The organism is Streptomyces sp. AHA2, from assembly GCF_036857595.1.
Lineage (GTDB): Bacteria > Actinomycetota > Actinomycetes > Streptomycetales > Streptomycetaceae > Streptomyces.
The window spans coordinates 237,245-261,848 of sequence record NZ_JAUQWJ010000005.1 but is presented as its reverse complement, the minus strand read 5'-3'; the positions used below and the strand labels follow the sequence as shown (position 1 = coordinate 261,848).

At 72.4% G+C, this 24,604-nt stretch carries 22 protein-coding genes; 11 read left to right on the top strand and 11 right to left on the bottom strand.

The window, feature by feature from the left end; translation table 11 throughout:
• Positions 1-25: 25 nt before the first annotated feature.
• The 5 genes from Q5694_RS13755 to Q5694_RS13735 all read right to left on the bottom strand — a co-directional run bounded on the left by Q5694_RS13755 (position 26) and on the right by Q5694_RS13735 (position 4,525).
• Positions 26-520 (bottom strand): molybdenum cofactor biosysynthesis protein, encoded by a 495-nt coding sequence (locus Q5694_RS13755; protein ID WP_333933140.1) that lies wholly within the window; start codon positions 518-520, stop codon positions 26-28.
• 138 nt (positions 521-658) lie between these two features.
• Entirely contained in the window at positions 659-1,666 is a 1,008-nt protein-coding gene (locus Q5694_RS13750) for an MASE1 domain-containing protein (RefSeq protein WP_443040872.1), read from the bottom strand.
• Between the two features lie 60 nt (positions 1,667-1,726).
• Positions 1,727-2,557: a PP2C family protein-serine/threonine phosphatase gene (locus tag Q5694_RS13745; protein WP_333933138.1), complete on the bottom strand. Its 831-nt coding sequence runs from the start codon at positions 2,555-2,557 to the stop codon at positions 1,727-1,729.
• 80 nt (positions 2,558-2,637) lie between these two features.
• Positions 2,638-3,480, bottom strand: coding sequence for a DUF817 domain-containing protein (locus Q5694_RS13740; protein ID WP_333933137.1), 843 nt, complete (start codon positions 3,478-3,480; stop codon positions 2,638-2,640).
• Positions 3,481-3,526: 46 nt separating this feature from the next.
• Positions 3,527-4,525 carry an inorganic phosphate transporter gene (locus Q5694_RS13735; protein WP_333933136.1) on the bottom strand — a complete coding sequence of 333 codons (999 nt, stop codon included), beginning with the start codon at positions 4,523-4,525 and terminating at the stop codon, positions 3,527-3,529.
• A gap of 141 nt (positions 4,526-4,666) precedes the next feature.
• Here Q5694_RS13735 and Q5694_RS13730 point away from each other — a divergent pair, with 141 nt between their 5' ends.
• From Q5694_RS13730 to Q5694_RS13700, 7 genes are all read left to right on the top strand, one after another.
• Positions 4,667-5,302 (top strand): DUF998 domain-containing protein, encoded by a 636-nt coding sequence (locus Q5694_RS13730; protein ID WP_333933135.1) that lies wholly within the window; start codon positions 4,667-4,669, stop codon positions 5,300-5,302.
• Positions 5,303-5,429: 127 nt separating this feature from the next.
• On the top strand, positions 5,430-6,635 hold the full coding sequence (locus tag Q5694_RS13725; RefSeq protein WP_333933133.1) for a glycoside hydrolase family 64 protein: 1,206 nt from the start codon (positions 5,430-5,432) through the stop codon (positions 6,633-6,635).
• 304 nt (positions 6,636-6,939) lie between these two features.
• The gene (locus Q5694_RS13720) at positions 6,940-7,848 is read left to right on the top strand and encodes a helix-turn-helix domain-containing protein (RefSeq protein WP_333933301.1); all 909 of its coding nucleotides are present in this window, start codon (positions 6,940-6,942) and stop codon (positions 7,846-7,848) included.
• A 285-nt stretch (positions 7,849-8,133) separates the two neighbouring features.
• Positions 8,134-8,889, top strand: coding sequence for a (5-formylfuran-3-yl)methyl phosphate synthase (locus Q5694_RS13715; protein WP_333933299.1), 756 nt, complete (start codon positions 8,134-8,136; stop codon positions 8,887-8,889).
• Positions 8,890-8,897: 8 nt separating this feature from the next.
• Positions 8,898-10,298, top strand: coding sequence for an aldehyde dehydrogenase family protein (locus Q5694_RS13710; RefSeq protein ID WP_333933132.1), 1,401 nt, complete (start codon positions 8,898-8,900; stop codon positions 10,296-10,298).
• Between the two features lie 2 nt (positions 10,299-10,300).
• Entirely contained in the window at positions 10,301-11,392 is a 1,092-nt protein-coding gene (locus Q5694_RS13705) for an NAD(P)-dependent alcohol dehydrogenase (RefSeq protein ID WP_333933131.1), read from the top strand.
• A 94-nt stretch (positions 11,393-11,486) separates the two neighbouring features.
• Entirely contained in the window at positions 11,487-12,392 is a 906-nt protein-coding gene (locus Q5694_RS13700; protein WP_333933130.1) for an SAM-dependent methyltransferase, read from the top strand.
• Between the two features lie 59 nt (positions 12,393-12,451).
• Here Q5694_RS13700 and Q5694_RS13695 read toward each other — a convergent pair whose 3' ends face one another.
• Positions 12,452-12,985: an EF-hand domain-containing protein gene (locus Q5694_RS13695; protein ID WP_333933129.1), complete on the bottom strand. Its 534-nt coding sequence runs from the start codon at positions 12,983-12,985 to the stop codon at positions 12,452-12,454.
• A gap of 752 nt (positions 12,986-13,737) precedes the next feature.
• Positions 13,738-14,481: an SDR family oxidoreductase gene (locus Q5694_RS13690; RefSeq protein ID WP_333933128.1), complete on the bottom strand. Its 744-nt coding sequence runs from the start codon at positions 14,479-14,481 to the stop codon at positions 13,738-13,740.
• A 149-nt stretch (positions 14,482-14,630) separates the two neighbouring features.
• Between Q5694_RS13690 and Q5694_RS13685 the strand changes: the two genes are divergently transcribed.
• Positions 14,631-15,464, top strand: coding sequence for a helix-turn-helix transcriptional regulator (locus Q5694_RS13685; protein ID WP_333933127.1), 834 nt, complete (start codon positions 14,631-14,633; stop codon positions 15,462-15,464).
• Positions 15,465-16,130: 666 nt separating this feature from the next.
• On the opposite strand, the gene Q5694_RS13680 is transcribed toward Q5694_RS13685, so the two are convergent.
• Positions 16,131-17,096 carry a helix-turn-helix domain-containing protein gene (locus Q5694_RS13680; protein WP_333933126.1) on the bottom strand — a complete coding sequence of 322 codons (966 nt, stop codon included), beginning with the start codon at positions 17,094-17,096 and terminating at the stop codon, positions 16,131-16,133.
• Between the two features lie 107 nt (positions 17,097-17,203).
• Between Q5694_RS13680 and Q5694_RS13675 the strand changes: the two genes are divergently transcribed.
• Positions 17,204-18,232 (top strand): saccharopine dehydrogenase family protein, encoded by a 1,029-nt coding sequence (locus tag Q5694_RS13675; RefSeq protein ID WP_333933125.1) that lies wholly within the window; start codon positions 17,204-17,206, stop codon positions 18,230-18,232.
• Between the two features lie 33 nt (positions 18,233-18,265).
• On the opposite strand, the gene Q5694_RS13670 is transcribed toward Q5694_RS13675, so the two are convergent.
• The 3 genes from Q5694_RS13670 to Q5694_RS13660 form a co-directional block, all read right to left on the bottom strand.
• The gene (locus Q5694_RS13670; RefSeq protein ID WP_333933124.1) at positions 18,266-18,664 is read right to left on the bottom strand and encodes an STAS domain-containing protein; all 399 of its coding nucleotides are present in this window, start codon (positions 18,662-18,664) and stop codon (positions 18,266-18,268) included.
• Between the two features lie 93 nt (positions 18,665-18,757).
• The gene (locus Q5694_RS13665) at positions 18,758-19,228 is read right to left on the bottom strand and encodes an ATP-binding protein (protein ID WP_333933123.1); all 471 of its coding nucleotides are present in this window, start codon (positions 19,226-19,228) and stop codon (positions 18,758-18,760) included.
• Between the two features lie 62 nt (positions 19,229-19,290).
• Positions 19,291-19,674, bottom strand: coding sequence for an STAS domain-containing protein (locus tag Q5694_RS13660; protein WP_333933122.1), 384 nt, complete (start codon positions 19,672-19,674; stop codon positions 19,291-19,293).
• A 422-nt stretch (positions 19,675-20,096) separates the two neighbouring features.
• Here Q5694_RS13660 and Q5694_RS13655 point away from each other — a divergent pair, with 422 nt between their 5' ends.
• Positions 20,097-24,263 (top strand): SpoIIE family protein phosphatase, encoded by a 4,167-nt coding sequence (locus Q5694_RS13655; RefSeq protein ID WP_443040871.1) that lies wholly within the window; start codon positions 20,097-20,099, stop codon positions 24,261-24,263.
• Positions 24,263-24,571, top strand: coding sequence for an STAS domain-containing protein (locus Q5694_RS13650; protein WP_333933121.1), 309 nt, complete (start codon positions 24,263-24,265; stop codon positions 24,569-24,571). The genes Q5694_RS13655 and Q5694_RS13650 overlap by 1 nt, the downstream gene beginning before the upstream one ends.
• Positions 24,572-24,604 lie beyond the last annotated feature (33 nt).

Sequence of the window (24,604 nt, the reverse complement as noted above, 5' to 3'; positions counted from 1 at the left end):
GGGCCGGCGGCCACGCGGGGCCTCGTCACGGACCGTCCATCCCGTTCACGACGCGGAACGTGGCCGGGCCGACCGTGAGCACCCCGTCGCTGAGCGGGGTGCACCGCACGCCGCCCCGGCCGCGCAGGGCCCGCTGCGCGCCGGGCCCGATGGTCACGTCCATCCACGCGCAGGGCCGGGCGGGCCGTTTCACCGCGAACAGCACCGGCCCGCTCCCGCAGTCGAGGGAGACCGTCGCGCCCCCGTACGCGTCGATGTCGACGCCCCGCAACAGGACGTTGCGCCGGGTGTGCCGGAGGTCGGCGCCCTCCGGCAGGTTCTCGGCGGCCATGAGGGTCACGGCCGCGTTCCGGTGGGCGGGCCGGGCGAAGTAGCGGTCGCCGACCAGCCCCAGCCCGCGGCGCACCTCGACGCTCGTGACGCGTTCGTCGGCGGGTCCGGGCGAGGGGCCGTCCGACGGCCGCCCGGCCAGCCGGTGCGCGGGCGACACCAGCAGCTGCACCACCTCCACCTCGGTCATGGCGCCAGCGTACGTCCCGGTGATCGGGGCCGGGCGGGGGCTTCCGTCCCCGGGGGGCGCCCGCCCCCTCCGTGGAGACAGGGGCAGAAGGCGGGGGCAGTCGGTCCGGCGCCGGCTCGAGGCGAGCCCGCCGGACCGTCACTCGTCCTGCCGCCGTGCCCGTCCCGCACCGCCCTCCTCGGCCCGGGCACGGCCGTCCGCCGTGTCCCCCGCCGTGAGATGGCCCAGGACCTCGACCAGCTCCTGGCAGGCGCGTTCGACCGAGCGCCGGGTGTGGATCTGCTCGGTGATCACCGCGGACAGGATCAGCGCGGTGAGCGCCATCGCCCCGTTGAAGGTCTGCAGCTTGAGCATCACCTCCACCCGGTTCAGCCGTTCGAACGGTCCGACGTGGTCGGTCGCCGCCACGGTGGCCATGACCGAGGCGAACAGCGCGCACAGCATGCTGCCCGCCAGCTGGAAGCGCAGCGCCGTCCAGATCAGCAGGGGGTAGACGAGGTACAGCAGGCTGACCGAGCTGCGCGCGGCCACCGGGAGCAGGCAACAGGCGACGACCGTCAGGCCCAGGGCCTCCTTCCAGCGCGACAGGGGCAGCGGGCGCCGCACCCGGGCCAGCAGGAGGAGGACCGGAGTGACGAGCAGGACGCCCATCGCGTCCCCCACCCACCAGGCCAGCCACACCGGCCAGAAGCCCGACCATTCGAGCCGGCCCGTGACGACCAGGGTGCCCGCGCCGGTGGTCGAGCTGATCAGCATGGCGGTGAACGCGCCCAGGAACACCAGGGCGAGCCCGTCCCGCAGCCGTGCGAGGTCGATGCGGAAACCGGCCCGGCGCAGCATGAGGTATCCCGCGACGGGGGCGGCCGTGTTCCCCGCCAGGATGCCGAGCACCGACGGCGTCAGGGAGGTGAGGGACAGGACGACGAAGAAGGCACCCAGGGCGATCCCCGGCCAGCAGCGCAGCCCGAGCAGCAGCAGACAGGCGACCGCCACGCCGGTGGGTGGCCAGATGGGGGTGACCACCGCGCCCTCGACGACCAGTTCCCGCAGCAGGCCCAGCCGGGCCGACGCGTAGTAGCAGGCCGCGACGGCCAGCGTCCGCAGAGCGACGACGGCCGGCTTGCGCAGATCCTGGCTACCCACCACAGCAGCCATGAGACACCGGGGCCGCCGCCACGGCGAGACGGGGACGGAGCCCCTGCCGCCCTATGGCGGAGCGTCCGGCCCGTCGAGGCCCACCACCAGGACGGCGGCGTCGTCGTCGTGTCCCACGCGCTCGGCGCCCTTGATCACCTCCGCCGCGAGCGCGTCCACGTCCATGCCCGCCGCGGCCGCGTCGCCGGCGAGCCGGCTCACCCGGTCGAGGCCCTCGTCCAAGGGCATCGAGGGGCCTTCCACCACCCCGTCCGTCAGCAGCACGAACACACCGCCGGCCGTCAGCTCGTACCGGGTCACCGGGTAGGGCACTCCCGCCTGCACCCCGAGGGGAGGCCCGCCCGCGTCCTCGGTGACGCCGCACGCGCCGTCGGACCTGGCCCAGACGCACGGCAGGTGTCCCGCCCGTGCGCTCTCCAGTACGCCGGCGCATAGGTCGAGGCGCATGAACGTGCAGGTCGCGAACAGCTCGGTGCCCAGCGACAGCAGCAGGTCGTTGGTCCGGGCGAGCAGTTCGCCCGGCTCGCCGGTGACCGAGGCCAGGGCCCGCAGCCCCGCCCGCACCTGTCCCATGAATGCGGCCGCCTCGATGGTGTGCCCCTGGACGTCGCCGATCGACAGGCCGATCCGGCCGTCGGCCAGGGTGAAGGCGTCGTACCAGTCGCCGCCCACGTTCAGCCCGTGGCAGGCGGGCGTGTAGCGCACCGCCAGGTGCAGTCGCCGGGCCGTGGGCAGGTCGCGGGGGAGCATGCCGCGTTGCAGCGCGATCGCCAGCTCCACCTGCGACCGCTGCACTTCGGCCTGCGCGCGCGCCTGGGCCGTCAGGGCCTCGAGCCGGGCCAGCAGCTCGTCGCCGTCGTCGGACGTGCCGGTGCGGAACATGGATCACTCCGGCGGGGATGGCCACGGTCGGTGACGGCCTGAAGAAGAAGCCGAATCACCCTGTTCTCCTCCATCAGATGCTACGCAGCGCCGGGTGAGCCGACGACTCCGCGCTCCCCGCCGGACGCCTCCTCTTCGCCCGGCCGACCGGCACGCCGGCCCACCGCCGCCAGGACGAACGTCACGCTGATCAGCAGCGCCCAGGCGCCGAACTTCTCCACGCCGACCGGCTCCCAGCCGTGCTGCTGGTACGGGTAGCGCCACGCGCCGACCAAGGTGGCCAGGTTCTCCGCCACCCACAGGAAGAAGCCGATCAGCACGAACGACAGCGCGAGCGGCATCCGCCGGCGCACGCCCCGGACCGTGAACCGCACCGACGTGCCCAGGGTGACGGCGAGCAGCAGCCCGGCCAGCACCCAGCGCACGTCCGGCAGCCAGTGGTGGCTGAAGAAGTTGACGTAGATGCCCAGCGCCACGACGGCCGTCGCCCGCGGGCGGTAGCGAACGACTTCCAGGTCGAACAGGTGCCACGCCCGGCACAGGTAGCTGCCGACGGCCGCGTACAGGAACCCGCCGTACAGCGGCACCCCGGCGAACTTCAGCACCGCCGGCTCCGGATAGCTCCAGGACCCGAGGGACACCTTCACCAGCTCGAAGGCCAGCCCGATGACGTGGCAGGCCGCGATCACGGCGATGTCCCGGCCGGTCTCCCAGCCGCGCGCCCAGAACACCAGCGTGAGCAGCACGCCGTAGACCACGAGCAGGTCGTAGCGCGCCACGGGCAGGTCGGGCAGCAGCGTGGACACCGCCACGCCCGACAGCAGGGCGATGGCGAACGCGCACGCCCGCGTCTGCGTCCAGGCGAAGTCGAGCAACTGGCGGACCGGTGCGGCCAGCGGGCCGGTGAGGGTTGCAGGGATCATGGTGCCCAGTAGGACGGTCCTTCGCGCTCGGCGGTTGCAGGGCGTCTCACCGGCCGGTGAGGGCGTGCAGGACCAGGTAGAGCGCCGCGGCCGGGATCCCCGCACCGGGGAAGGTGAGGAGCCACGCGGTGCCGATGGAGCGGGCGACCTGCCACCGCACGGCCGAGGCGCGCCGGGTCGCTCCGGCTCCCAGGATCGCCGCCGTGATGGTCTGCGTCGTGGAGATCGGCGCCTTCACCACGAAGGCGGTGACGTAGAGCACGGTGGCGGCGGCGGTCTCCGCCGCGAAGCCGCGCGGCGGGTCGAGGTGCACGATGCGCCGCCCGAGCGTGGTGATGATGCGCCGCCCGCCGCTGTAGGTGCCGGCGGCCATCGCCGCCGCGACGGAGGCGATCACCCACACCGGCACAGAGAAGCCGTCCTGCCAGCCCGCCGTCACCAGCGCCAGCACGATGACCCCCATGGTCTTCTGCGCGTCCTGCAGCCCGTGCCCGAGCCCCATCGCCGCGGCCGAGACGGTCTGCGCCACACGGAACCGACGCATCGTGCGTCGCGGGTTCGAGCGGCGGAACACCCACAGGACGAGCACGTGCAGCCCGTACCCCAGCGCGACACCGACCAGCGGTGACAGCACCATCGGCAAAAGGACCTTGTCCACGATGCCGGACCAGTGCACCGTGGCGGACGCGGCGAGCGCGGCTCCGACCAGGCCGCCGATCAGCGCGTGCGAGGAGGAGGTCGGCAGTCCCCGCCACCAGGTGAACACGTTCCAGCCGATGGCCCCCAGGAGCGCGCACATCACCAGCAGCAGCCCCGAGGTCCCCTCGGGCGCGCCGATGATGCCGCTCCCCACGGTCTGGGCCACCTCGGTGCCCAGGAAGGCGCCGCAGAAGTTCATGACGGCGGCCATGGCCAGCGCCACGCGCGGGCTCAGCGCCCTGGTGGAGATCGAGGTGGCGATCGCGTTGGCGGCGTCGTGGAAGCCGTTGGTGAAGTCGAACGTCAGCCCCACGACGATGATCAGCACGACCAGAGTGAGTTCCATGCACCGGTCACCTTCCGTCAGGAGGCCGCACGGTTCCATCGTGCGCCCCCGCAGGGGAGCGGGCCCCGCGACTGGGCCACTCGGGGCGGCCCCGCGCAGCGGGAACCCGAAGTCCCGGATCACCCGGTCTACGGTGTGCTGGTGCGATCCGTTCCTTCGTGGGCTCTGCTCTCCTCGGGGTGCGCGCCCGTCGTCCTGATCCTGGGCTGGCTGGTGGCGGCGTCCCTGCAGGGCTCCACGTACGACCCGGTCGCCCAGACCATCAGTGTCCTGGCGGCCCCCGGCGCGTCGGGCTCCTGGGTCATGACGGCCGCGTTCGTCGCCCTGGGCGTCTGTCACCTGCTGACCGCGTACGGGCTGCGGCCCGCCGCCGCGGCCGGGCGGATCGCCCTGGCGGGCGGCGGTGCCGCGGCCCTGGCGGTGGCGCTGTTCCCGGTACCGAGCAGCGGCGGTTCCCTGAGGCACGGTTCGGTGGCCGCGGTCGGCTTCGCCCTCCTGGCGGCGTGGCCCGTTCTGGCCGCCCGGCCCGGCCGGGACACCCCGTGGGCGCTGCGGCCCGCCCCGTCCCTCGCGGCGACGGCGGTGATGGCGCTGGGCGCCGGGTGGTTCCTGCTGGAGACCCACCACCAGGGCGCCATGGGTGTGGCCGAGCGGGCCGTCACCACGCTGCAGTCGGTCTGGCCCTTCGTGGTCGTCCTGTCCTGCCTCCGCCCGGCGGTCGGGCCCCGGGATCGCCGGGCTGGCGGCGACGCGGACCGGCGCCCCGGTCCGCGCTGATCCGCCGGCTGGGGTGCCGGAATCCCTGCGTCCCAGCGATTGACAGGTACGTACCAAGGCGGGACTCTCCCTGTGAGAGCGCTCTCAGAACCTTCCGGACCAGCCATCCGTCGAACGGAGGCAGAGCATGTTACGGACACTCGGACGCCGGGCCGCCGCCATCGCGCTGACACTCGGCGCGGTGCTCACCGGGTCGCTGCTCGCGCCCGGCGCGAGCACCACCGCCCACGCGGCCGTCCCGGCCACGATCCCGCTGAAGATCACCAACAACTCGGCCCGCGGCGAGCAGGTGTACATCTACAACCTGGGCACCGAACTGTCGACCGGCCGGCAGGGCTGGGCGGACGCGAACGGCACCTTCCACCCCTGGCCCGCAGGCGGGAACCCGCCCACGCCGGCTCCCGACGCCTCGATCCCCGGCCCGGCGGCAGGCCAGTCGACGACGATCCGCATGCCGAAGTTCTCCGGCCGTGTCTACTTCTCCTACGGCCAGAAACTCGTCTTCAAGCTCACCACCGGCGGTCTCGTCCAGCCCGCCGTCCAGAACCCGACCGACCCCAACCGCAACATCCTGTTCAACTGGTCGGAGTACACGCTCAACGACGCGGGCCTGTGGATCAACAGTACGCAGGTCGACATGTTCTCGGCACCGTACGCGGTGGGCGTGCAGCGGGCCGACGGCAGCACCGCCACCACGGGCCGGCTCAAGCCGGGCGGCTACACCGGGTTCTTCAACGCCCTCAGAGGCCAGCCCGGCGGCTGGGCCAACCTGATCCAGACCCGCTCCGACGGCACCGTGCTGCGCGCCCTCTCACCGCTGTACGGCCTGGAGACCGGCGCGCTGCCCGCCTCCGTCATGGACGACTACATCAACCGCGTCTGGCAGAAGTACTCCACCTCCACCCTCACGGTCACCCCGTTCGCCGACCAGCCGGGCACCAAGTACTACGGCCGGGTCTCCGGCGGCGTCATGAACTTCACCAACGGCGCGGGTGCGGTGGTCACCAGCTTCCAGAAGCCCGACGCCTCCTCCGTCTTCGGCTGTCACCGGCGACTCGACGCCCCCAACGACCAGGTGCGCGGCCCGATCTCACGGACTCTCTGTGCCGGCTTCAACCGCTCCACGCTGCTGATCAACCCCAACCAGCCCGACGCCGGTGCCGCGAACTTCTACAAGGACGCCGTCACCAACCACTACGCCCGCAAGATCCACGCCCAGATGGCCGACGGGAAGGCGTACGCGTTCGCCTTCGACGACGTGGGCCACCACGAGTCCCTGGTGCACGACGGAAGTCCGCGCCAGGCCTACCTCACCCTCGACCCCTTCAGCTGACCCGCCGGCGCGGCGTGCGCCCCACTCACGCCGCGCCCGGCACGCTCGACCGCCTCCTCCGCACAAGCTCCGCACGCTGGGCACCGAATCGCTGGCCGTGGGGCGGCTCGACGCCTACGGCTCACCGCCCGGCTCCTCGGTGTTCGACATCTCCCGGTCCGACCCGGACGTCATCGCCGGCGACATCACCGACACGGCGCTGATGGACCACGTCGTCGGAGCTCGGCAGAGGTCTGGAGAACTCACGGGATGTCGCACCGAGGCGCTTGAGTTTCCAGCCGCCGGAGGGTTCAGGATCTTACTCATGGACGACGAACGCCCCGACGTGCTCACCATTGGCCGGCTCGCGCACCGCACCGGACTTTCGGTGCGTACCCTGCGCTTCTGGTCGGACGAGGGGGCGGTGCCGCCCGTGGCCCGCTCCGCGGGCGGCTACCGGTTGTACGACGCCGAGTCCGTGGCCCGCGTCGAGCTGGTCCGCACTCTGCGGGAGCTGGGCCTCGGGCTCGACGACGTGTGCCGCGTCCTGAGTGGCCGCACCACGGTCGCCGAGGTCGCCGACGCGCATGTGGCCGCGCTCGACGCGCAGATCCGCTCACTCAAGGTGAGCCGGGCCGTCCTGTCCACCGTGGCGAAACGGGGTTCGACCGTCGAGGAGACAGCACTGATGAACCGGTTGGCGCGGCTTTCCGCCGCCGAGCGCAGGCAGATCATCGACGAGTTCAAGGAGGAGGTGTTCGGCGGCCTCGACGACCCGCGCCTGCGCGATCGCATGCGCACCTTCAGCATCGAATTGCCCGACGACCCCACACCCGAGCAGGTCGACGCCTGGATCGAACTGGCCGAACTGGTTCGGGACCCCGAGTTCCGCGCCCGGTTGCGCACATGGATGGAGCTCAACACGCCCGTACCGGGGCAGGGCCGTCCCCCCGGGGCGTCCATCTGGTGGGCCAGGCAGATCGTGCAGACCGTCGCGGAGGTCAGAAAGGGCGGGGTGGCTCCCGAGGGGCCGGCAGCGGTCGAGGTGCTGTCCGAGCTGTTCGGTGACACCGATCGGGCCGCCGTGCTGCGCAGCCTGGAGGCCGGGATCGAGGCAGGAGCAGAGCACTACCGCAGGCTCGTCGCCCGGGTGCGCGGGCAGGATTCGTCGCCCGACGCGACCCAGGAGCTGGAATGGCTGGCGCGGGCCCTGCGCGCCGCGGATCAGACCTGACCGCGTTGGCACCTTCTCGTGGACAGAGCTAACGGCAGCATCCGCACCATCACCACCCCGATCTCGTCCACCCACGTGAAGCAGATACTGGAGTTCCGGGAGGTCGGAGCTGGTTTGCTCCGGTATGTACGGCGCACTGCATGGGGGCACGAGCACCTCATGGGTACTCTGTGCGCCCTCCCGGTTCCCGAGGGTGACGGAAATGATGAGTGCACCGCACATGAGCCAGGTGATCCGCGGTCCCCTGTCCCTCGGCCGGGCGGACCGGCGGCGAAGGAGGTCATGGTGTTGCTTCTCATTTCCCCGGACGGTGTCGAGGAGGCCCTCGATTGTGCCAAGGCGGCGGAGCATCTCGACATCGTCGACGTCAAGAAGCCCGATGAGGGCTCTCTCGGCGCGAACTTCCCCTGGGTCATCAGGGAGATCCGCGACGCGGTCCCAGCGGGCACGCCGGTGTCCGCGACCGTGGGGGATGTCCCGTACAAGCCCGGCACGGTGGCCCAGGCTGCGCTCGGCGCGGTCGTCTCGGGGGCCACGTACATCAAGGTCGGCCTCTACGGGTGCACGACGCCTGATCAGGGCATCGAGGTCATGCGTGCGGTCGTCAGGGCGGTGAAGGACTACCGCCCCGAAGCGCTCGTCGTCGCCTCGGGCTATGCCGACGCTCACCGCATCGGCTGCGTCAACCCGCTCGCCCTGCCCGACATCGCCGCCCGATCCGGCGCCGACGCGGCCATGCTCGACACCGCCGTCAAGGACGGGTCACGGCTGTTCGACCACGTTCCGCCGGACGTCTGTGCCGAGTTCGTCCGGCTGGCCCACGCGTCCGGTCTGCTCGCCGCCCTCGCGGGCAGTGTGAAACAGATCGACCTCGCTCCGCTGACCCGCATCGGCACGGACATCGTGGGCGTGCGCGGAGCGGTCTGCGAGGGCGGCGACCGCAACGCCGGAAGGATTCAGCCGCATCTGGTGGCCGCCTTCCGCGCGGAGATGGACCGGCAGGCCCGGGAGCACGCGGCCGACGTCCCCGCGGTGAACTGACCGCTGGCATGCCGACATCCGAGTCCGGACAGGGTCCCGGACGCCCCGCGCGTTTCGCCGTTGTCGACCCGGCCACCGGGGAGACCTTCGACGAGGCCCCCGACCAGCAGCCGGAGGAGTTGGACGCCGTGGTCGACCGGGCCCACCGGGCCTGGCACGGCTGGCGGGCCGACCCCGTCGTACGCACCACTGCGTTGCGCGTGGCGGCCGACGCAGTCGAGGCGGCCGGCGATGACCTCGCCCGGTTGCTCACCCGGGAGCAGGGCAAGCCCCTGACCGAGTCGTACGCAGAGGTCGCCCGTACGGCGGCCCGCCTACGCTACTTCGCAGACCTCGCCCCCAGAACCCGGCAGATCGTCGACGGCCGGCCGGTGCGCAGCGAGATCCGCTGGCGACCGCTCGGGCCCGTCGCCGCGATCGTGCCGTGGAACTTTCCCCTCCAGCTCGCGGCGGCGAAGTTCGCGCCCGCGCTCGCGGCGGGCAACACCGTGGTCATCAAACCCTCCCCGTTCACCCCTTTGGCCACCCGGCTGCTCGGTTCCGTCCTTGCCGCCGTCCTGCCCGAGGACGTCCTGACCGTAGTCACCGGACGCGAACCCCTCGGTGCCCGTCTCGCGTCCCATCCGGGCATCCGCCACGTCACCTTCACCGGTTCGGTGTCCACCGGGCGGGCCGTCGCCGAAGCGGCGGCCGCCTCGCTCGCCCGGGTCACGTTGGAGCTGGGTGGTAATGACGCTGCCGTCCTGCTCGACGACGTCGACGTGGACCGGATCGCGGATCGGCTGTTCTGGGCGGCGTTCCGTAACTGCGGGCAGGTCTGCATGGCGATCAAACGCCTCTACGCCCCTGCCCGGTTGCATGCCGAGGTCGTCGAAGCCCTCGCCCAGCGGGCGAAGACCGTCGCCGTCGGCCCCGGCCTGAACCCTGAAACCCGGCTGGGCCCGGTCAACAACGCCCCGCAGCTGGCCCGAATCGAGCGGGTCACACAGCAGGCTCTGGCGGACGGCGCCCGGGCGGCGGCCGGCGGCCGGCGGCAGGACGGGCCGGGCTACTTCTTCGCTCCCACGATTCTCACCGACGTGCCGCCCAGCAGTCCGGTGGTGAGCGGGGAACAGTTCGGCCCGGTTCTGCCGGTGCTGCCGTACCGCAGTCTCGACGAAGCCGTCGACGCGGCCAACGGCACCGGTTTCGGACTGGGTGGCTCCGTGTGGGGTACCGATCTCGACCGGGCCGAGGCGGTGGCCGAGCGGCTCGAATGCGGCACGGCCTGGGTCAACCATCACGCCGAACTGTCCCTCGCCCAGCCCTTCGCAGGTGTCAAGGACAGCGGGGTCGGCGTCGCGGGCGGGCCGTGGGGGCTGTACGGAAACCTCCGGCCGTTCGTCGTCCACCGCCCGCAGGAGGCGTGACGATGAGGTTTCAGGCAGCCGTACTGCGCTCGTACGAGGACCCGTTCACGGTCGAGGAGGTGGTCCTGCGGACAGAGCCCGCCGTCGGCGAGATCCTGGTCGAGATCGCGGGCACCGGGATGTGCCGGACCGATCTCGCGGTCCGGCGATCCGCCGGCCGGAGCCCTGTGCCGACCGTCCTCGGCCATGAGGGCGCTGGGGTCGTGGTGCACACGGGAGGTGGCCCGGACGCCGCGATCGGCGTCGGTGACCACGTCGTGCTGAGTTTCGACTCCTGCGGACACTGCCGCAACTGCCGCGGCGCGGCCCCCGCCTACTGCGACTCCTTCGCCTCCCTCAACCTCTTCGGGGGGCGCCAGGAAGAACCGCCGCGGCTCACCGACGCGACCGGTGAAGCACTGGCACCCCGGTGGTTCGGGCAGTCCTCGTTCGCCGAGTACGCCCTCGTGCCGGCTCGCAACGCCGTCCGAGTCGACCCCGCACTACCTCTCGAACTGCTCGGGCCCCTCGGCTGTGGTTCCCTCACCGGCGCCGGAGCCGTGCTGAACACTTTCAGCGCAGGTCCCGGCGACACCCTCGTGGTCTTCGGTGCGGGAGCGGTGGGCCTGACCGCGGTGATGGCGGCCACCGCCGCAGGCGTACTGACCGTGGCCGTCGACCGGCATCCCGAGAGGCTCGCTTCGGCCGAGCGGTTCGGCGCGACCCCCCTGCCTGCCGCCGCACCCGACCTGCCCGAACAGATCCGGCGACTGACCGACGGCGGCGCCCAGTACGCGCTGGACACCACGGCCTCACCCGCTCTCATCAACCAGGCGCTCCAGGCCCTGCGTCCCACCGGCAGCCTCGGCCTGGTGGCACGCCTGCACACCCCACTGGCGCTCGAGCCGGGCACGCTCGACCGTGGCCGCAGCATTCGCCACATCTGCGAAGGGGACGCCGTGCCCGGAGTGCTGATACCCCGGCTGATCGGATTGTGGCAGGCCGGGCGCTTCCCTTTCGACCAACTGATCCGCACCTACCCGCTGGCCGGAATCAACGAGGCCGAACGCGACTGCGACGCGGGCCGTGTGGTCAAACCCGTCCTGCTCCCGTAGGGAACGAGCCGATGAGCGAGGCACGCGGCACCGAGGACTCGCCCCATCCGACAAGTGAGCATCTGGCAACCCCACTTCCACCGACGGAGGAAGCATGGCAGGCACGACGCCCCAGCACACAGACGTGGAAGGCGTGGACGGAGGCGTGGGCCTGACCGCCCTCCTGGTCGCCGCGGCACGGGCCATCGAGACCCACCGCCACGACAGCCTGGCCCAGGACGCCTACGCGGAACACTTCGTGCGCGCGGCCCCTGCCTGCGCGGACTGGCCTGTGCGCATCGAGCAGGTTCCGGACGGGGACGACAACCCGCTGTGGGGGAGGTTCGCCCGCTACTTCGGCTTGCGGACGAGGGCGCTTGACGACTTCATCCTCCGGTCGGTCGGCACGAGCGCCCGCCAAGTGGTCCTGCTGGGAGCGGGGTTGGACACCCGCGCCTTTCGGCTGGATCTGCCGTCCGACTGCGTCATCTTCGAGATCGACAGAGCGGGTGTGCTGGCCTTCAAGCAACGGGTGCTCACGGACCTGTCGGCCGCCGCGAAGGTGAAGCGCGTCCCCGTGCCGGTCGACCTGCGCGGGGGCTGGGTCAACGCGCTGACGACCGTCGGCTTCGACCCGGCCGCGCCGAGCGTCTGGCTGGCCGAGGGACTCCTCTTCTACCTGCCGGGCCCCGCGGAGACGTACCTCATCGACACGGTGGACAGGCTGACCACCGGAGGCAGCGCTCTGGCCTTCGAGGCCAAGCTGGAGAAGGACCTGCAGGCGTACCGTGACAGCCCGATCTACACGGCGACGCGCGAACAGATCGGCATCGACCTGCTCCACCTCTTCGACAAGGGGCCACGACCTGATTCCGCGGGCGACCTGACAGCCAAGGGCTGGTCCACCTCGATGCACACGCCCTTCGACTTCACCCGCCGGCACCGACGTGGCCCCCTCCCCGAGCCCAACGATGCGCTGGAGGGGAACCGGTGGGTGTTCGCGCACAAGCCCGCGCCATGACGCCCGAGGCTGCGTCGTAGCGGTGCCGCCCACGACCGGCAAGGCCTCTGAGGACCGCGTCAGACGGCCCGGGCAGCCACCAGCTGGTCGCCCGGGATCCCGGCCATGTCCGGCGCGTAGTAGTCCTTGATGCCGGCGGCCCACGTAGCCACGGTGATGCGGTCCCCGGCGTCCGGGCCGAAGGCGTCGAAGAGGGCGTGGATGTTCGCCTCCTCGAAGCCGATCGCCGTCATCAGCGATACGAAGAGGGGGCGCTCGATCAGGCCGTCCCCGTCGGGGTCGCCGAGTGCGGAGAGGGCCTCGGCGAACTCGGCGATCGTGGGACCGAAACGCTCGGGGTCGAGCACGAACGGACGGAACTCGTCCACGGTGATCACACCGTCGCCGTTGGCGTCCAGTTCAGTGGCCAGCGTCGTCCAGTAGCGGCGGAACGCCGCCCGGATGGCGGCCTTGGCGCTGTCGTCCGAAGCGGCCGCGGCCTCCAGAACACGGCCCGTCATCAGGTCGAAGTCATTGGAGTCGATGACCCCGTTGCCGTTGGCGTCGAAGAGGGAGAAGACCAGCTCGACCCGCTTGGCGGCCTCATCTCGCATTTCCATCACCTGTCTTCTGCGGCCCGACGATTCCGGGCCTGGGCCAATGAGGGCCTCTACTCGACGTGTTGGGACGCACGAAGATCTCCTGCCGGCTGCACTGATGCACCGAACGACCACGATGTCAGCGGCCTTGACTGCCTTTCCCAACCCGGCGCGTGTAGCGGCCATGGCCCATAGAACCGCCGTTATGAGCCGCGGGCCTGCCGATCTTCGCTTCTGGTGACAGAAGGACTGCTGAATGAGCGTATGTGACAAGTCGGATGCCTCACCTGTGACAACCAGACTGCTTCGGCCGACCTCATTCGCCAGCTCATCCGACCCCGCTGGCGATTCCATTGATCAATTCGCCACGCGGTCCTTCCCGCGCGGCTGCCGGCCGCTTGGCGGTGAGCGCCGTTCCGAGCTTCACGGACCATGCCTTGGCTCAGCCTGTGAGCACATGCGTGCGGACGGTCACGAATCGCCCATCGGCCGAGTCGGTTTCCACGCCCAGGCCTCGCACCCCAGGCCCCGGAACCGCTCAGGTCGGCGTTGTGGCCATCAGCGCACGCTTCCGGCTACCAGGAAGACCTGCGTACCGCTGACGAGTGGTACGGCAGGACTCAACGGCGAAATGCCGTGGCGTATCCACATACTGCGACGCACTGCAGCGACGCCTTGCGTTCGGCGCCCGCACCGTCGCGGTGGCCTCCTGTTGGCCGGTGTCGTACGTCCGCTGCTCCGGCGGAGCAGGCACCGGCCGGCCGGGTTCAGCCCTGGACGGTGGGGCGGACCACGATCTCGTTGACGTCCACGGTGGCCGGCTGATCGAGGGCGAAGCCGATCGCCTCGGCGACGGCGGACGCCGGGATGGCGAGTTGCCGTGCGGCGGCGCGCGCTGCCGCCTGTGCCTCGACGGCGCCACCCCGGTCCAGCAGCTCACTCTCGGTGAACCCGGGGCTGACGACCGTGACGCGGATGTCGCGGCTCTCCTGGCGCAGCCCTTCCGAGAGGGCGCGCACCGCGTACTTGGTGGCGCAGTACACCGCCGCGGTCGGGTCCACGCGGTGACCGGCCACGGAGGCGATGTTGACGATGTGCCCGCCGCCCTGTTCACGCATCCTCGGCAGTACCGCGGCGATGCCGTACAGCGTGCCGCGCACATTGACGTCGATCATTCGGTCCCACTCGTCGACGCGGAGATCTGCCATCGGTGCCAGCGGCATCACGCCGGCGTTGTTCACCAGCACGTCGATCCGGCCGAACCGGTCGAGTGCCGCGTCGACGAACGACTCGACGCTGTCGCGGCGGGTGACGTCGAGCGCGCAGTGGTCCAGTACACCGTTCGCCACGCCCACCTCTCGGGCCAGCTCCGCCAGCCGGTCGGTACGACGTGCTCCGGCCATGACCTGATGGCCCACGGCGGCCAGGTGACGGGCCGTGGCCTCGCCGATGCCGCTGCTGGCCCCGGTGATCAGGACGACCTTCTTCTCCGAGGGGGTGGACGCAAGCATGAAAGTGATCTCCTTCGTGTACGTGAGGTGGCCCGTGGTGATGGCCACCGGCATCAGTCCACCCGCCGAGCACGTGCTCGGGAAGGCCGCGGCAGCCTGGGTGCCGCGCACCCAGGCTGCCGCGGCAGCCGCGCAGTACCGTCGGTCTCATGCACCGTGCGTCTGCCCAGTCCCTCGGAGACTTCCTCCGCGCGAGCCGCGCCCGCCTGGAGCCGTCCGACGTCGGTCTCCCCGCCGGCAGTGGCACGCGCAGGGTCAAGGGCCTGCGCAGGGAAGAGGTCGCCGTACTGGCCGGGATGAGCGCCGACTACTACGTACGACTGGAACAGGGCCGGGAGACCAACCCCTCGCCGCAGGTCGTCGGCGCGCTGGGCAGGGCACTGCGCCTGAACACCGACGCGCGTACCCACCTGCACAGGCTCGCGGGGCTGAGCCCCGCGGCCGAGGTCGGCAGCCTGCGCGACCAGGTGCACCCCAACCTGCTGCGCCTGCTCGACACCTTTCCCGACGCCGCGGCCTACGTCCTGGGACCCGCGTTCGACATCCTGGCCACCAACGTGATCGCCGACGCGCTCCTCGAGCCCTTCGACGGGGAGTCCAACATGCCGCGGATCCTCTTCACCCACCCGCGGGCCCGCGACGTCTTCCCGGACCGGCGGCTGGTCACCAGCGCGACGGTGCACGCGCTCCGCCTGAACGCGGCCCGCTTCAGCGACGTCCCGGAGATCGACGAACTGGTCCAGGAACTGCTGCAGGCGTCGGCGGAGTTCCGCGCCCTGTGGGACGACCAGAAGGCCGGTGGTCTCACCCGGGCGTTCAAGGTGTTCGTACACCCCGAGGCCGGACGCATCGAGCTGACCTACGAGAGCTTCGACGTGCGGGCCGCGCCCGGCCAGGAACTGCTGGTGGGGTCGGCGGAACCGGGCAGCCGCAGCGCGCAGGCCCTCACCTACCTCGCGTCCATGGCCGCGCCCCGCCGCTGACACGGCCTGGCCCCCTGCGTGTGGGGGACCGGCGCCACCCGCTCGCGTCGCCGACCACGACCTTTCCGTCGGCCGTGCCGTTCGCCACGGACCGATGGGCGTCCGCCACGTCGGCGAGGGTGTGGCGCCTCCCCGTCCAGCAGGGGAAGCAGCTTGCCGTCGTCGACCAGTGCCGCGGCTTCGCGCAGTATGTCGCCGTGGTGCTCGCGGCCCTGGCCGGTCAGCACCGGCAGCGAAGTGAAGACGCCGGAGCAGGTGGCTGCCCGGAACGCCAAGGATCCAGCGCATGGGTGCCCCGGCCGAGCGCGCTCACGACATGGCCGGTGCAGATGCGTACCGCCTCGACCGGCGCCCGGCAGATCAGGGCCGGCCGTGCCTCGGGCGAGGCGAGTGCGCAGCACGGTGTGCACCCGCCGGGTGTCATCCGCCCGGCCGGGGGCAGCAGGACGGCGAAGGGCCCGCCGTCCTCCCCCCCGGCGGCGGGCCCCCTCCGCGTACGGCCGCGGCGCGGAACCCGTTGCCCTCGGGTCGGCCGGCCCGGCCCGTCCCGTCGGTCTCGCGGCGGACGGTGACCAGGGCGGTGCCCGGCCCGAGCAACCGCTCGACCTCCTGCCGGCAGCACCAGCGCACCCCGGTCGTCCGGCCGGGCCCGCGCGGGTGCCGGTTTCAGTCGGCCTCGGGGGAGCCCGCCCCGGTGCGGCTGCGGAACGTGCGCCGGTAGGCGTCGGGGGCTACGCCCACCGTGCGGTGGAAGTGGCGGCGCAGTGTCGTGGCCGTACCCATGCCGGTGGCCGTGGCGACGGCGTCGACGGTCCGGTCCGTGGTCTCCAGCAACTCCTGCGCACGGCGGATGCGCTGGGTGAGCAGCCAGCGCAGCGGGGTGGTGCCCGTCACCGATCGGAAGTGCCGGCCCAGGTTGCGCGAGCTCATGCCGGCCCGGCGGGCCATGTCCTCCACCGTGATGGGCTGGTCCAGCCGCCGGGCCGCCCACGGGAGGAGCTCGGCCAGCGGGTGGCTGTCCGGCTCGGGGAGCGGCGTCGTCACGAACTGCGCCTGTCCGCCGTCGCGGTGCGGCGGGACGACCAGACGGCGGGCGAGTGTGTTGGCGACGGAGGAACCGTGGTCGAGCCGGACCAGGTGCAGACACAGGTCCATCGCGGCGGCCTTGCCGGCGGAGGTCAGCACGCTGCCCTCGTCCACGTACAGCACATCCGGGTCCACCCTCACCCGCGGGTGCCGCAGGGCCAGTTCGCGGGTGTGCGCCCAGTGCGTGGTCGCACGCCGCCCGTCCAGCAGGCCCGCCGCGGCCAGCACGAAGGCGCCCGTGCACAGCGAGGCCACCCGCGCTCCCGCCTCGTGGGCCGTGCGCACGGCGTCGACCAGATCGTCCGGTGGCTGCCGGTCGATGTCGGCCCAGCCCGGCACGATCACCGTGTCGGCGCGTGCCAGCCGGCCGAGCCCGTCGTCGGGATCCAGACGGAAGCGGCCGGCCCGCACGGCACGAGGACCGCAGATCCGCAGCCGGTACCAGGACCCGTCCGCATCGGGACCGCTTCCGCCGAAGACCTCGCAGGCCAGAGCCAGCTCCAAGTGCAGCATGCCGTCGGTGACGGCCAGCGCGACGGTGGTCATGTCCGAAAGTGTATGGGGAGTGGCGTTCCGGACAGTCGTGGCCGGGGCCGGCCGACGCCACGATGTCCGGGACCGATCACCACGGAGCACTTGAACGAGGGGGACCCATGACAGCGGGGCGGACGGCGACGGTGTTCGGGGCCTACGGGCACACCGGGCGGTTCGTGGTCGCGGAGCTGGCGGAACGGGGATTCGTCCCCGTGCTGTCCGGCCGCGACGCGGACAGGCTCGCGGCGATGGCACGCGAGACCGGGTGGGAGGCCCGTCCGGCGTCGGTGGAGGACCGAGCGTCGCTCGACCGCGCCCTGGCCGGCACCGCCGCGGTGATCAACTGCGCGGGGCCCTTCGCCGCGACGGCGGGTCCCCTGGTCGAGGCGGCACTGGACGCCGGCATCCCCTACCTGGACGTCGCCGCCGAGATCGAGGCCAACGCCGACACCTTCACCCGGTTCGCCGGGCGTGCCCGCGAGGCCGGGGCGGTGGTCGTCCCGGCGATGGCCTTCTTCGGCGGGTTCGGCGACCTGCTGGCCACGGCGACGATGGGCGACTGGGCCGCGGCCGACGAGGCGCACGTGGCGTACGGGCTCAGCGGCTGGCATCCGACCGCCGGTACGCGCTCTTCGGGCGCGGTCTCCCGGGAGCGGCGGGGCGGACGGCGGCTCCGTCATGCGAAGGGGCGCCCGGAGTACCGCGAGGACGCGCCTCCGGTCCTGGAGTGGGACTTCCCCGAGCCGCTGGGCCGCCGTGCCGTGATCGGCGAGTTCACCATGGCCGACGTGGTCACGATCCCCAGCCACCTGGCGGTCCCGGACGTGTGCACGTACATGACGGTCGAGGCGGCCCGGGACGTCGCCGCCCCCGACACCCCGGCGCCGACCGCGGTGGACGAGCGGGGCCGGTCGGACCAGACGTTCGTCGTCGACGTCGTCGTCCGCTCGGGCGGCGCCGAACGGCGGGCCGTGGCCCGCGGCCGGGACATCTACGCGGTGACCGCGCCCCTGGTCGTGGAAGCGCTCGACCGCGTGCTGACCGGGCGGACCCGGACGACCGGTGTGGCGTCGGCGGGGGAGATCTTCGACGCACCGGACTTCCTGCGCGCCCTGTCCGCGCACATCGCCGTGGAGCTACGGGCGTAGGGGCGGCCGCCCTCGGGGGCAGACCCGTCCTGCTCAGGCGGTCTCGGCGTCGAACTCCACGGTCTCGCGGCGGGGGCGGTGGGTCATGCTCCGGAAGCGGCGGGCCCGTGAGACGGCTTCCCCGAGGGTCGGGGCGACGGGCATGACTCCGGCCAGCCCGAGCGTCTCCAGACGCCACCGCAGGTGTTCGTCGGGCACGGCCACGAGCAACGCGCCTCCGGCCGCCTCCAGCCGCTGCCAGAAGGTCAGCAGCACGGTGATGCCGGTGGAGTCGATGTAATCCACGGGGGAGGTGTCCACGACGAGGTAGCGGCAGCCGCCGTCGAGGATCCGTTCCCCTGCCGCGCGGACACCGGCACTGGTGAAGAAGTCGACGTCCTCCGGCAGTGCCGCGACGGCCAGATCCTCCTCACGGCTGATCAGCGTCAGCACGATCGTCCCTCCTTCTCGTGCTCGGTCCGTGGCTCCTCGGCCATGGTCGGTCGTGTCGGTCGTACGCCGGTCGAGATTATGCGAAGACGCCGGTCACCATGCCGGCTGGGGCCGCCGGCCGCCCGGTGCCGGCGGAAGGCCCAGCTCGGCCATCACCTGTTTGCCGCCCTCGTGGGCGATGGTGCGGACCTGCTCGCACAGGCGGGTGATGAGGAGCAGGCCGTGACCGCCGACGCGCCGGGGGTCGGGGAGTCGCGGGGCGGGTGCCTGCGGCGAGCTGTCGCGGACGGTGATGCGCAGCCGGTCGGGCGCCGGCATCTCCAGGAAGAGGCCGCCGGGTCCCGGCGCGTGGCGCAGCGCGTTGGTGACGAGCTCGCTGACGACGATCTCGGCGTCCTGGCTGATCCGGTGGTCGCGGTGGTGGCCGGCCCGGGCCAGCAGACCGCGTACCGCGTTGCGTGCGTCGGCGACGGATGTTCCTTCGGCGCCCCAGACGGCGCCGAAGCGCGGGGGCGCCGCGGGGGTGCGTGCATCCGTGGGGTGCTTCCTCAGCGGGATGGCCATGGGGGGTTCCTGTGCGTGACGATGCCTTCGATCACTGATCGTTCGTGTCGGACTGTTTCCGTCTACCCACGGTGGCCGCATCCATGAGGACGGCCGTCGGAACGGTCTCCGGCGTCGCGGACGTCCCTCACCGTGAAGTGCCCGAGTGTGCCGCTGATCTCCAGGAGCCGGCTCACCGGCGGCTGCAGCGGGCCCAGGAGGACCAGCTCGCGGCCGTCCGTGAGGTGGCGGTGCCGGGCGGTGAGGAGGGCGTTGAGAAGCATGCTGTCCGCGAAGGTGACCCGGGACAGGTCGACCGTGGTCGTGGGCAGCCCGGCGCGGTCCGCCACCTGCCAGGCGGCCTCCACGTCCTCGGCGTCCTCGTGGTCCAGTTCCCCGCTCACCGTGATCCGGACCACCAGGTCGTGCTGGCTGACGTGCACTTTCGTGTCGAAGGGGGCAGACATTGCGCCATCCTCACATCGGCGGGGCCGGGAGGCCAATCACCCTGATGTGCGATTTCCGGAACGCGCCCCGCGGCCCGAGGGGGTGCCGGGCGGGCGCGGTCCGGTCGCGTCACACTCGTGCCCTGCCCCGGGGCCGCCCGCACGAGGAACCCGGTCGTCGGCAGTAGGCTGAGCGGCGACTGCTCGACAACGACGTCACGTCCGCGCCGGGACCGTGTCCGTGGCACCCCGGGGGAGGGGCCGGCCGGGGCGGAGGGCCGTCGTCACCGCACGCAGGCCGACGTGGCATTCGTCGGCGTCAGGCGGCGGTTCCGGGGCAGACAGAGGCATGGGTGCGCGGGCCAGGGGTCCGTGCGCGCGTTCGACATGGAATGGGCATGGGAGTGGTCCCGGAAGCGGGCCGGCAGGAAGGGGGGTGTCCCGTGGAGCGCTCTGCCGAGACCGGTCACGGACCGGCGCCGGTGACGGCTGCGGGTGACGTGTTCGCCGGGGACCGCGAGGTCGGCGCGGACCTCGCCCGGGTGGACTGGGCGGACACGCCCCTCGGCCCGCCGCAGCAGTGGCCGCAGAGCCTCCAGACCGCCGTGAGCATCCTGCTGTCCTCCCGCTTCCCCATGTGGATGGCGTGGGGCGAGCAGCTCACCTTCTTCTGCAACGCGGCCTACCGGCGCGACACGCTCGGCCGCAAGTACCCCTGGGCGCTGGGCCGGCCGGCCAACGAGGTGTGGGCGGAGATCTGGGGCGACATCGGGCCCCGCATCGAGACCGTGCTGCGCACCGGGCAGGCCACCTGGGACGAGGGACTGCTGCTGTTCCTCGAGCGCTCCGGCTACACCGAGGAGACGTACCACACCTTCTCCTACAGCCCCCTGCGCGACGACTTCGGTGACGTCGTGGGCATGCTCTGCGTGGTCAGCGAGGACACCGAGCGGGTGATCGGCGGACGGCGCATGGCCACGCTGCGGGACCTGGGTTCCGACCCGAGCGTCATCCGCACCGAGCGGGAGGTGCTGACCTTCGCCGACCGGCAGCTGGCCCGCAACCGCAAGGACCTGCCCTTCACCCTGACGTACCTCTTCGACGGCGACGACGCCCGGTTGTCCGGTTCCACCGGCGTCCCCGCCGGGCACCCCGCCGCGCCGGCCCTCCTGCGGGCCGGCGACCCCGGCGCCCTGTGGCCCGCGGACGCGCTGGCCCGGGGCGAGACGGCCCTCGTGCCGCTGACCGGCGACCGCTTCGCCGGCCTGCCCGCCGGCGAGTGGCCCGAACCGCCCACGCAGGCACTGGTCGTCCCGCTGCTGCAGCAGGGCAGCGCCCCGTACGGCTTCTGCGTCGCCGCGCTGAACCGCTACCGCGAGCTCGACGACGGCTACCGGGGCTTCGTCGAACTGACGGCGGGACACATCGCCTCCGGCATCGGCAGCGCCCGCAGCTACCAGGCCCAGCAGCGCCGGGCCGAGGAACTCGCCGAGCTGGACCGTGCCAAGACCACCTTCTTCTCCAACATCAGCCATGAGCTGCGCACCCCGCTGACGCTGATCATGGGACCGACCGAGGAACTGCGCACCCGCCTGGCCGGCGCCGACGAGCACGTGCGCCGGGAACTGGACGTCATCCACCGCAACGGGCTGCGGCTGGGCAAGCTGGTCAACACGCTCCTGGACTTCTCCCGCATCGAGGCCGGCCGGATGCAGGCCCGCCACGAGCCCGTCGACCTGGCCGCCGTCACCGCGGAGCTGGCCAGCGTCTTCCGCTCCGCGATGGAGAAGGCGGGACTCACCTTCGAGGTGGACTGCCCTCCCCTGGAAGAGCCGGTGTACATCGACCGCGGCATGTGGGAGAAGGTGGTGCTCAACCTGTTGAGCAACGCCCTGAAGTTCACCTTCGAGGGGTCCGTGAGCGTCCGGGTGCGCCGGTCGGGGGACGAAGCCGTGGTGAGCGTGTCCGACACGGGCATCGGTGTGCCCGCCCCCGAGATCCCCCGGCTGTTCGAGCGCTTCCACCGCATCGAGAACGCCCGCTCCCGCTCCAACGAGGGCAGCGGCATCGGACTCGCCCTGGTACGGGAGCTGGTGGGTCTGCACGGCGGTTCCATCACGGCGCGAAGCAGCGAGGGCGAAGGCACCGCCTTCACCGTCCGGCTGCCCTTCGGCACCGCCCATCTGGCGCCGGAATCCGTGGTGTCCGAGGCGAGCAGCACCGCCGCCTCCGCCACCGCCGACCCCTTCGTCCAGGAGGCCCTGCGCTGGCTGCCGGCCGGCGGTACCGCCGAGGACATCGGCGTGCAAACCGCGGCGAACACGGCCGAGACGCCGGGGCCCGGCCCGTCCGGCAGCGCCCGGGTGCTGGTCGCCGATGACAACGCCGACATGCGCGAGTACCTCGCCCGCATCCTCGCCGGGGCCGGGTACGAGGTCATCACCGTCACCGACGGCGTGGAGGCCCTCCAGGCCGTCCGCCGCGACATCCCCGACCTCGTCGTGAGCGACGTGATGATGCCCCGGCTGGACGGACTCGGCCTGGTGGCCCGGCTGCGCGCGGAGACGCGCACGGCCGCGGTGCCCGTGCTGCTGCTCTCGGCGCGCGCCGGGCAGGAGGCGTCCATCGAGGGCCTGCAGGCGGGCGCGGACGACTACCTCGTCAAGCCCTTCGCCGCCGCGGAACTCCTCGCCCGGGTGCGCGCGAACGTCGAACTGGCCCGGCTGCGCGGCCACCACCTGCGCTGGCGGACGGCCGTCATCGACTCGCTGCAGGAGGCGTTCTTCGTCTGCGACGAGTCCGGAGCGGTCGTGGAGATCAACTCCGCCTTCACCGACATCCTCGGCTTCGGCCCGGAGGACCTGCCGTACGCTCCGGTCCACCCGTGGTGGCCCGACCCGGGCACCGACCCCGAGGCGCACCGCCGGGTCGGTGCCGCCTTCGCCAGCCTGCTGGAGGGTGACAAGGGCTCCACCACCGTCCCGGTCGCCCACCGCGACGGCCACCGCCTGTGGATCGCGGTCACCTGGAACAAGGCGCACGACCCGGACACCGGACGGCGGGTCACGGTCGGCACCTTCCGCGACGTCACCGCCGAGCACTACGCCGTCCAGCGCCAGACCGCGCTCGCGGCACTGAGCACGACCCTGTCGCAGGCCACCAACCTGGCCGACGCGCTGTCCGGCGCCCTCGCGGAACTGAGGGCACTGTGGCGTGCGCGGTGCGTCGTGGCCGCCGTGTTCGAACGCGGCGACGTGCCGGTGCTGACCGCCACGGACCCCGGCCTGAGCTGGGACGACCTGCCCGCCCAGCGCCGGGACCTGCTCACCGGCCTGCGGCACCTGTCACCACTGACCCCGGTCCCGGAGGACAGCGGCGCCGGCGTCCTGCTGGAGCACCCCCTGGGTCCGCTGGCCCTCTGGATCGACCTGGGCGAGCACCGGCCGTTCACCGGCGAGGACCAGCTGCTGCTCTCCCTGCTGGCCGGGCACCTCGCGCAGGGCCTGGTCCGGGCGCACCAGATCGACCAGCAGCGCGAGACCGCCATCGCGCTGCAGCGCGCCATCCTGGGCCCGGCGCGGCTGCCCGACGGATTCGCCGTGCGCTACGAGCCGGCCACCCGCCCGCTGGAGGTGGGCGGCGACTGGTACGACACCGTCGCGCTGCCCGACGGACGGATCGGCATCGTCGTCGGGGACTGCGTGGGCCGCGGCCTGAAGGCGGCCAGCGTCATGGGCCAGTTGCGCAGTGCCTGCCGCGCGCTGCTGCTGCGCGAGTCCGGCCCCTCCAGCACCCTGATGGCACTCGACCAGTTCGCGGCGAGCGTCCCGGGCGCGCAGTGCACGACGGTGTTCTGCGGTGTCCTGAGCCCCGCCACGGGGGAGCTGACGTACTCCAGCGCGGGACATCCGCCGGGAATCCTCGCCCACTCCGACGGGACCGTCCGGCGGCTCGACGACGGACGCTCGCTCCCGCTGGCCGTCCGCCCGGGCAGGGAGCGGCCGGAGGCGCGCTGCGTCCTGCCCGCGCGTTCCACGCTGCTGCTCTACACCGACGGGCTCGTCGAGCGCCGCCGCCGCTCGCTCGACGCCGGCATCGAGGAGGCCGGCGAGGCGGTGCAGGAAGGGCGCGAGGTGCCCGTCGACGACCTCGCCACCGCGCTGATGTCCCGCCTGTCACCGGCCGGCGGCTACGACGACGACGTCGCGCTGCTGCTCTACCGCCACCCGGGCCCGCTGGAGCTGTCCTTCCCGGCCGAGTCCGCCCAGCTCGCCCCCGTCCGCCAGGCGCTGCGCGGCTGGCTCGCCCAGTGCGACCTGCCTCCGAACGCCGTGCAGAACGTCCTCGTCGCCGCGGGGGAGGCCTGCGCCAACGCCATCGAGCACGGCCACCGCAACGCGCCGGGCCAGGCCGTACGGCTGCGCGCCGAAGCCCTGGTGGACAGCCTGCGGCTCACGGTCGCCGACAGCGGCCGGTGGAAGGTGCCGCAGCCGGAGCTGAACGCCCACCGCGGCCGGGGTGTCGCCCTGATGCGGGCCATGATGCAGCGCGTCACCATCACACCAGGCCCGGCCGGCACCACCGTCGACATGCAGATGAGGATCGCCTGATGACCACCCCGCTCACCCTCACCCCGGGCCGGCGTCCTGACGGCACCCCGCGGCTCATGGTCAGCGGCGAGATCGACATGAGCAACGCCGGATCCCTGGCCGAAGCCCTCGACGCCGGATCCGGCCCCGTCGAAGTGGACCTGACCGCCGTGGAGTACCTCGACAGCGCCGGACTCAGCGTGCTGTTCGCCCACGCCGACCGGCTGGAGCTCGTCGTCACACCGCTGCTCCAGCCCGTCCTCACGGTCTCCGGCCTGGCGGAACTGGTCACCGTCCACGCGCCGGGCGGCGGCCCACCGCGGCCGTGACCCCGGGCTGCCCGCACCGCGCGGCCGCCGACG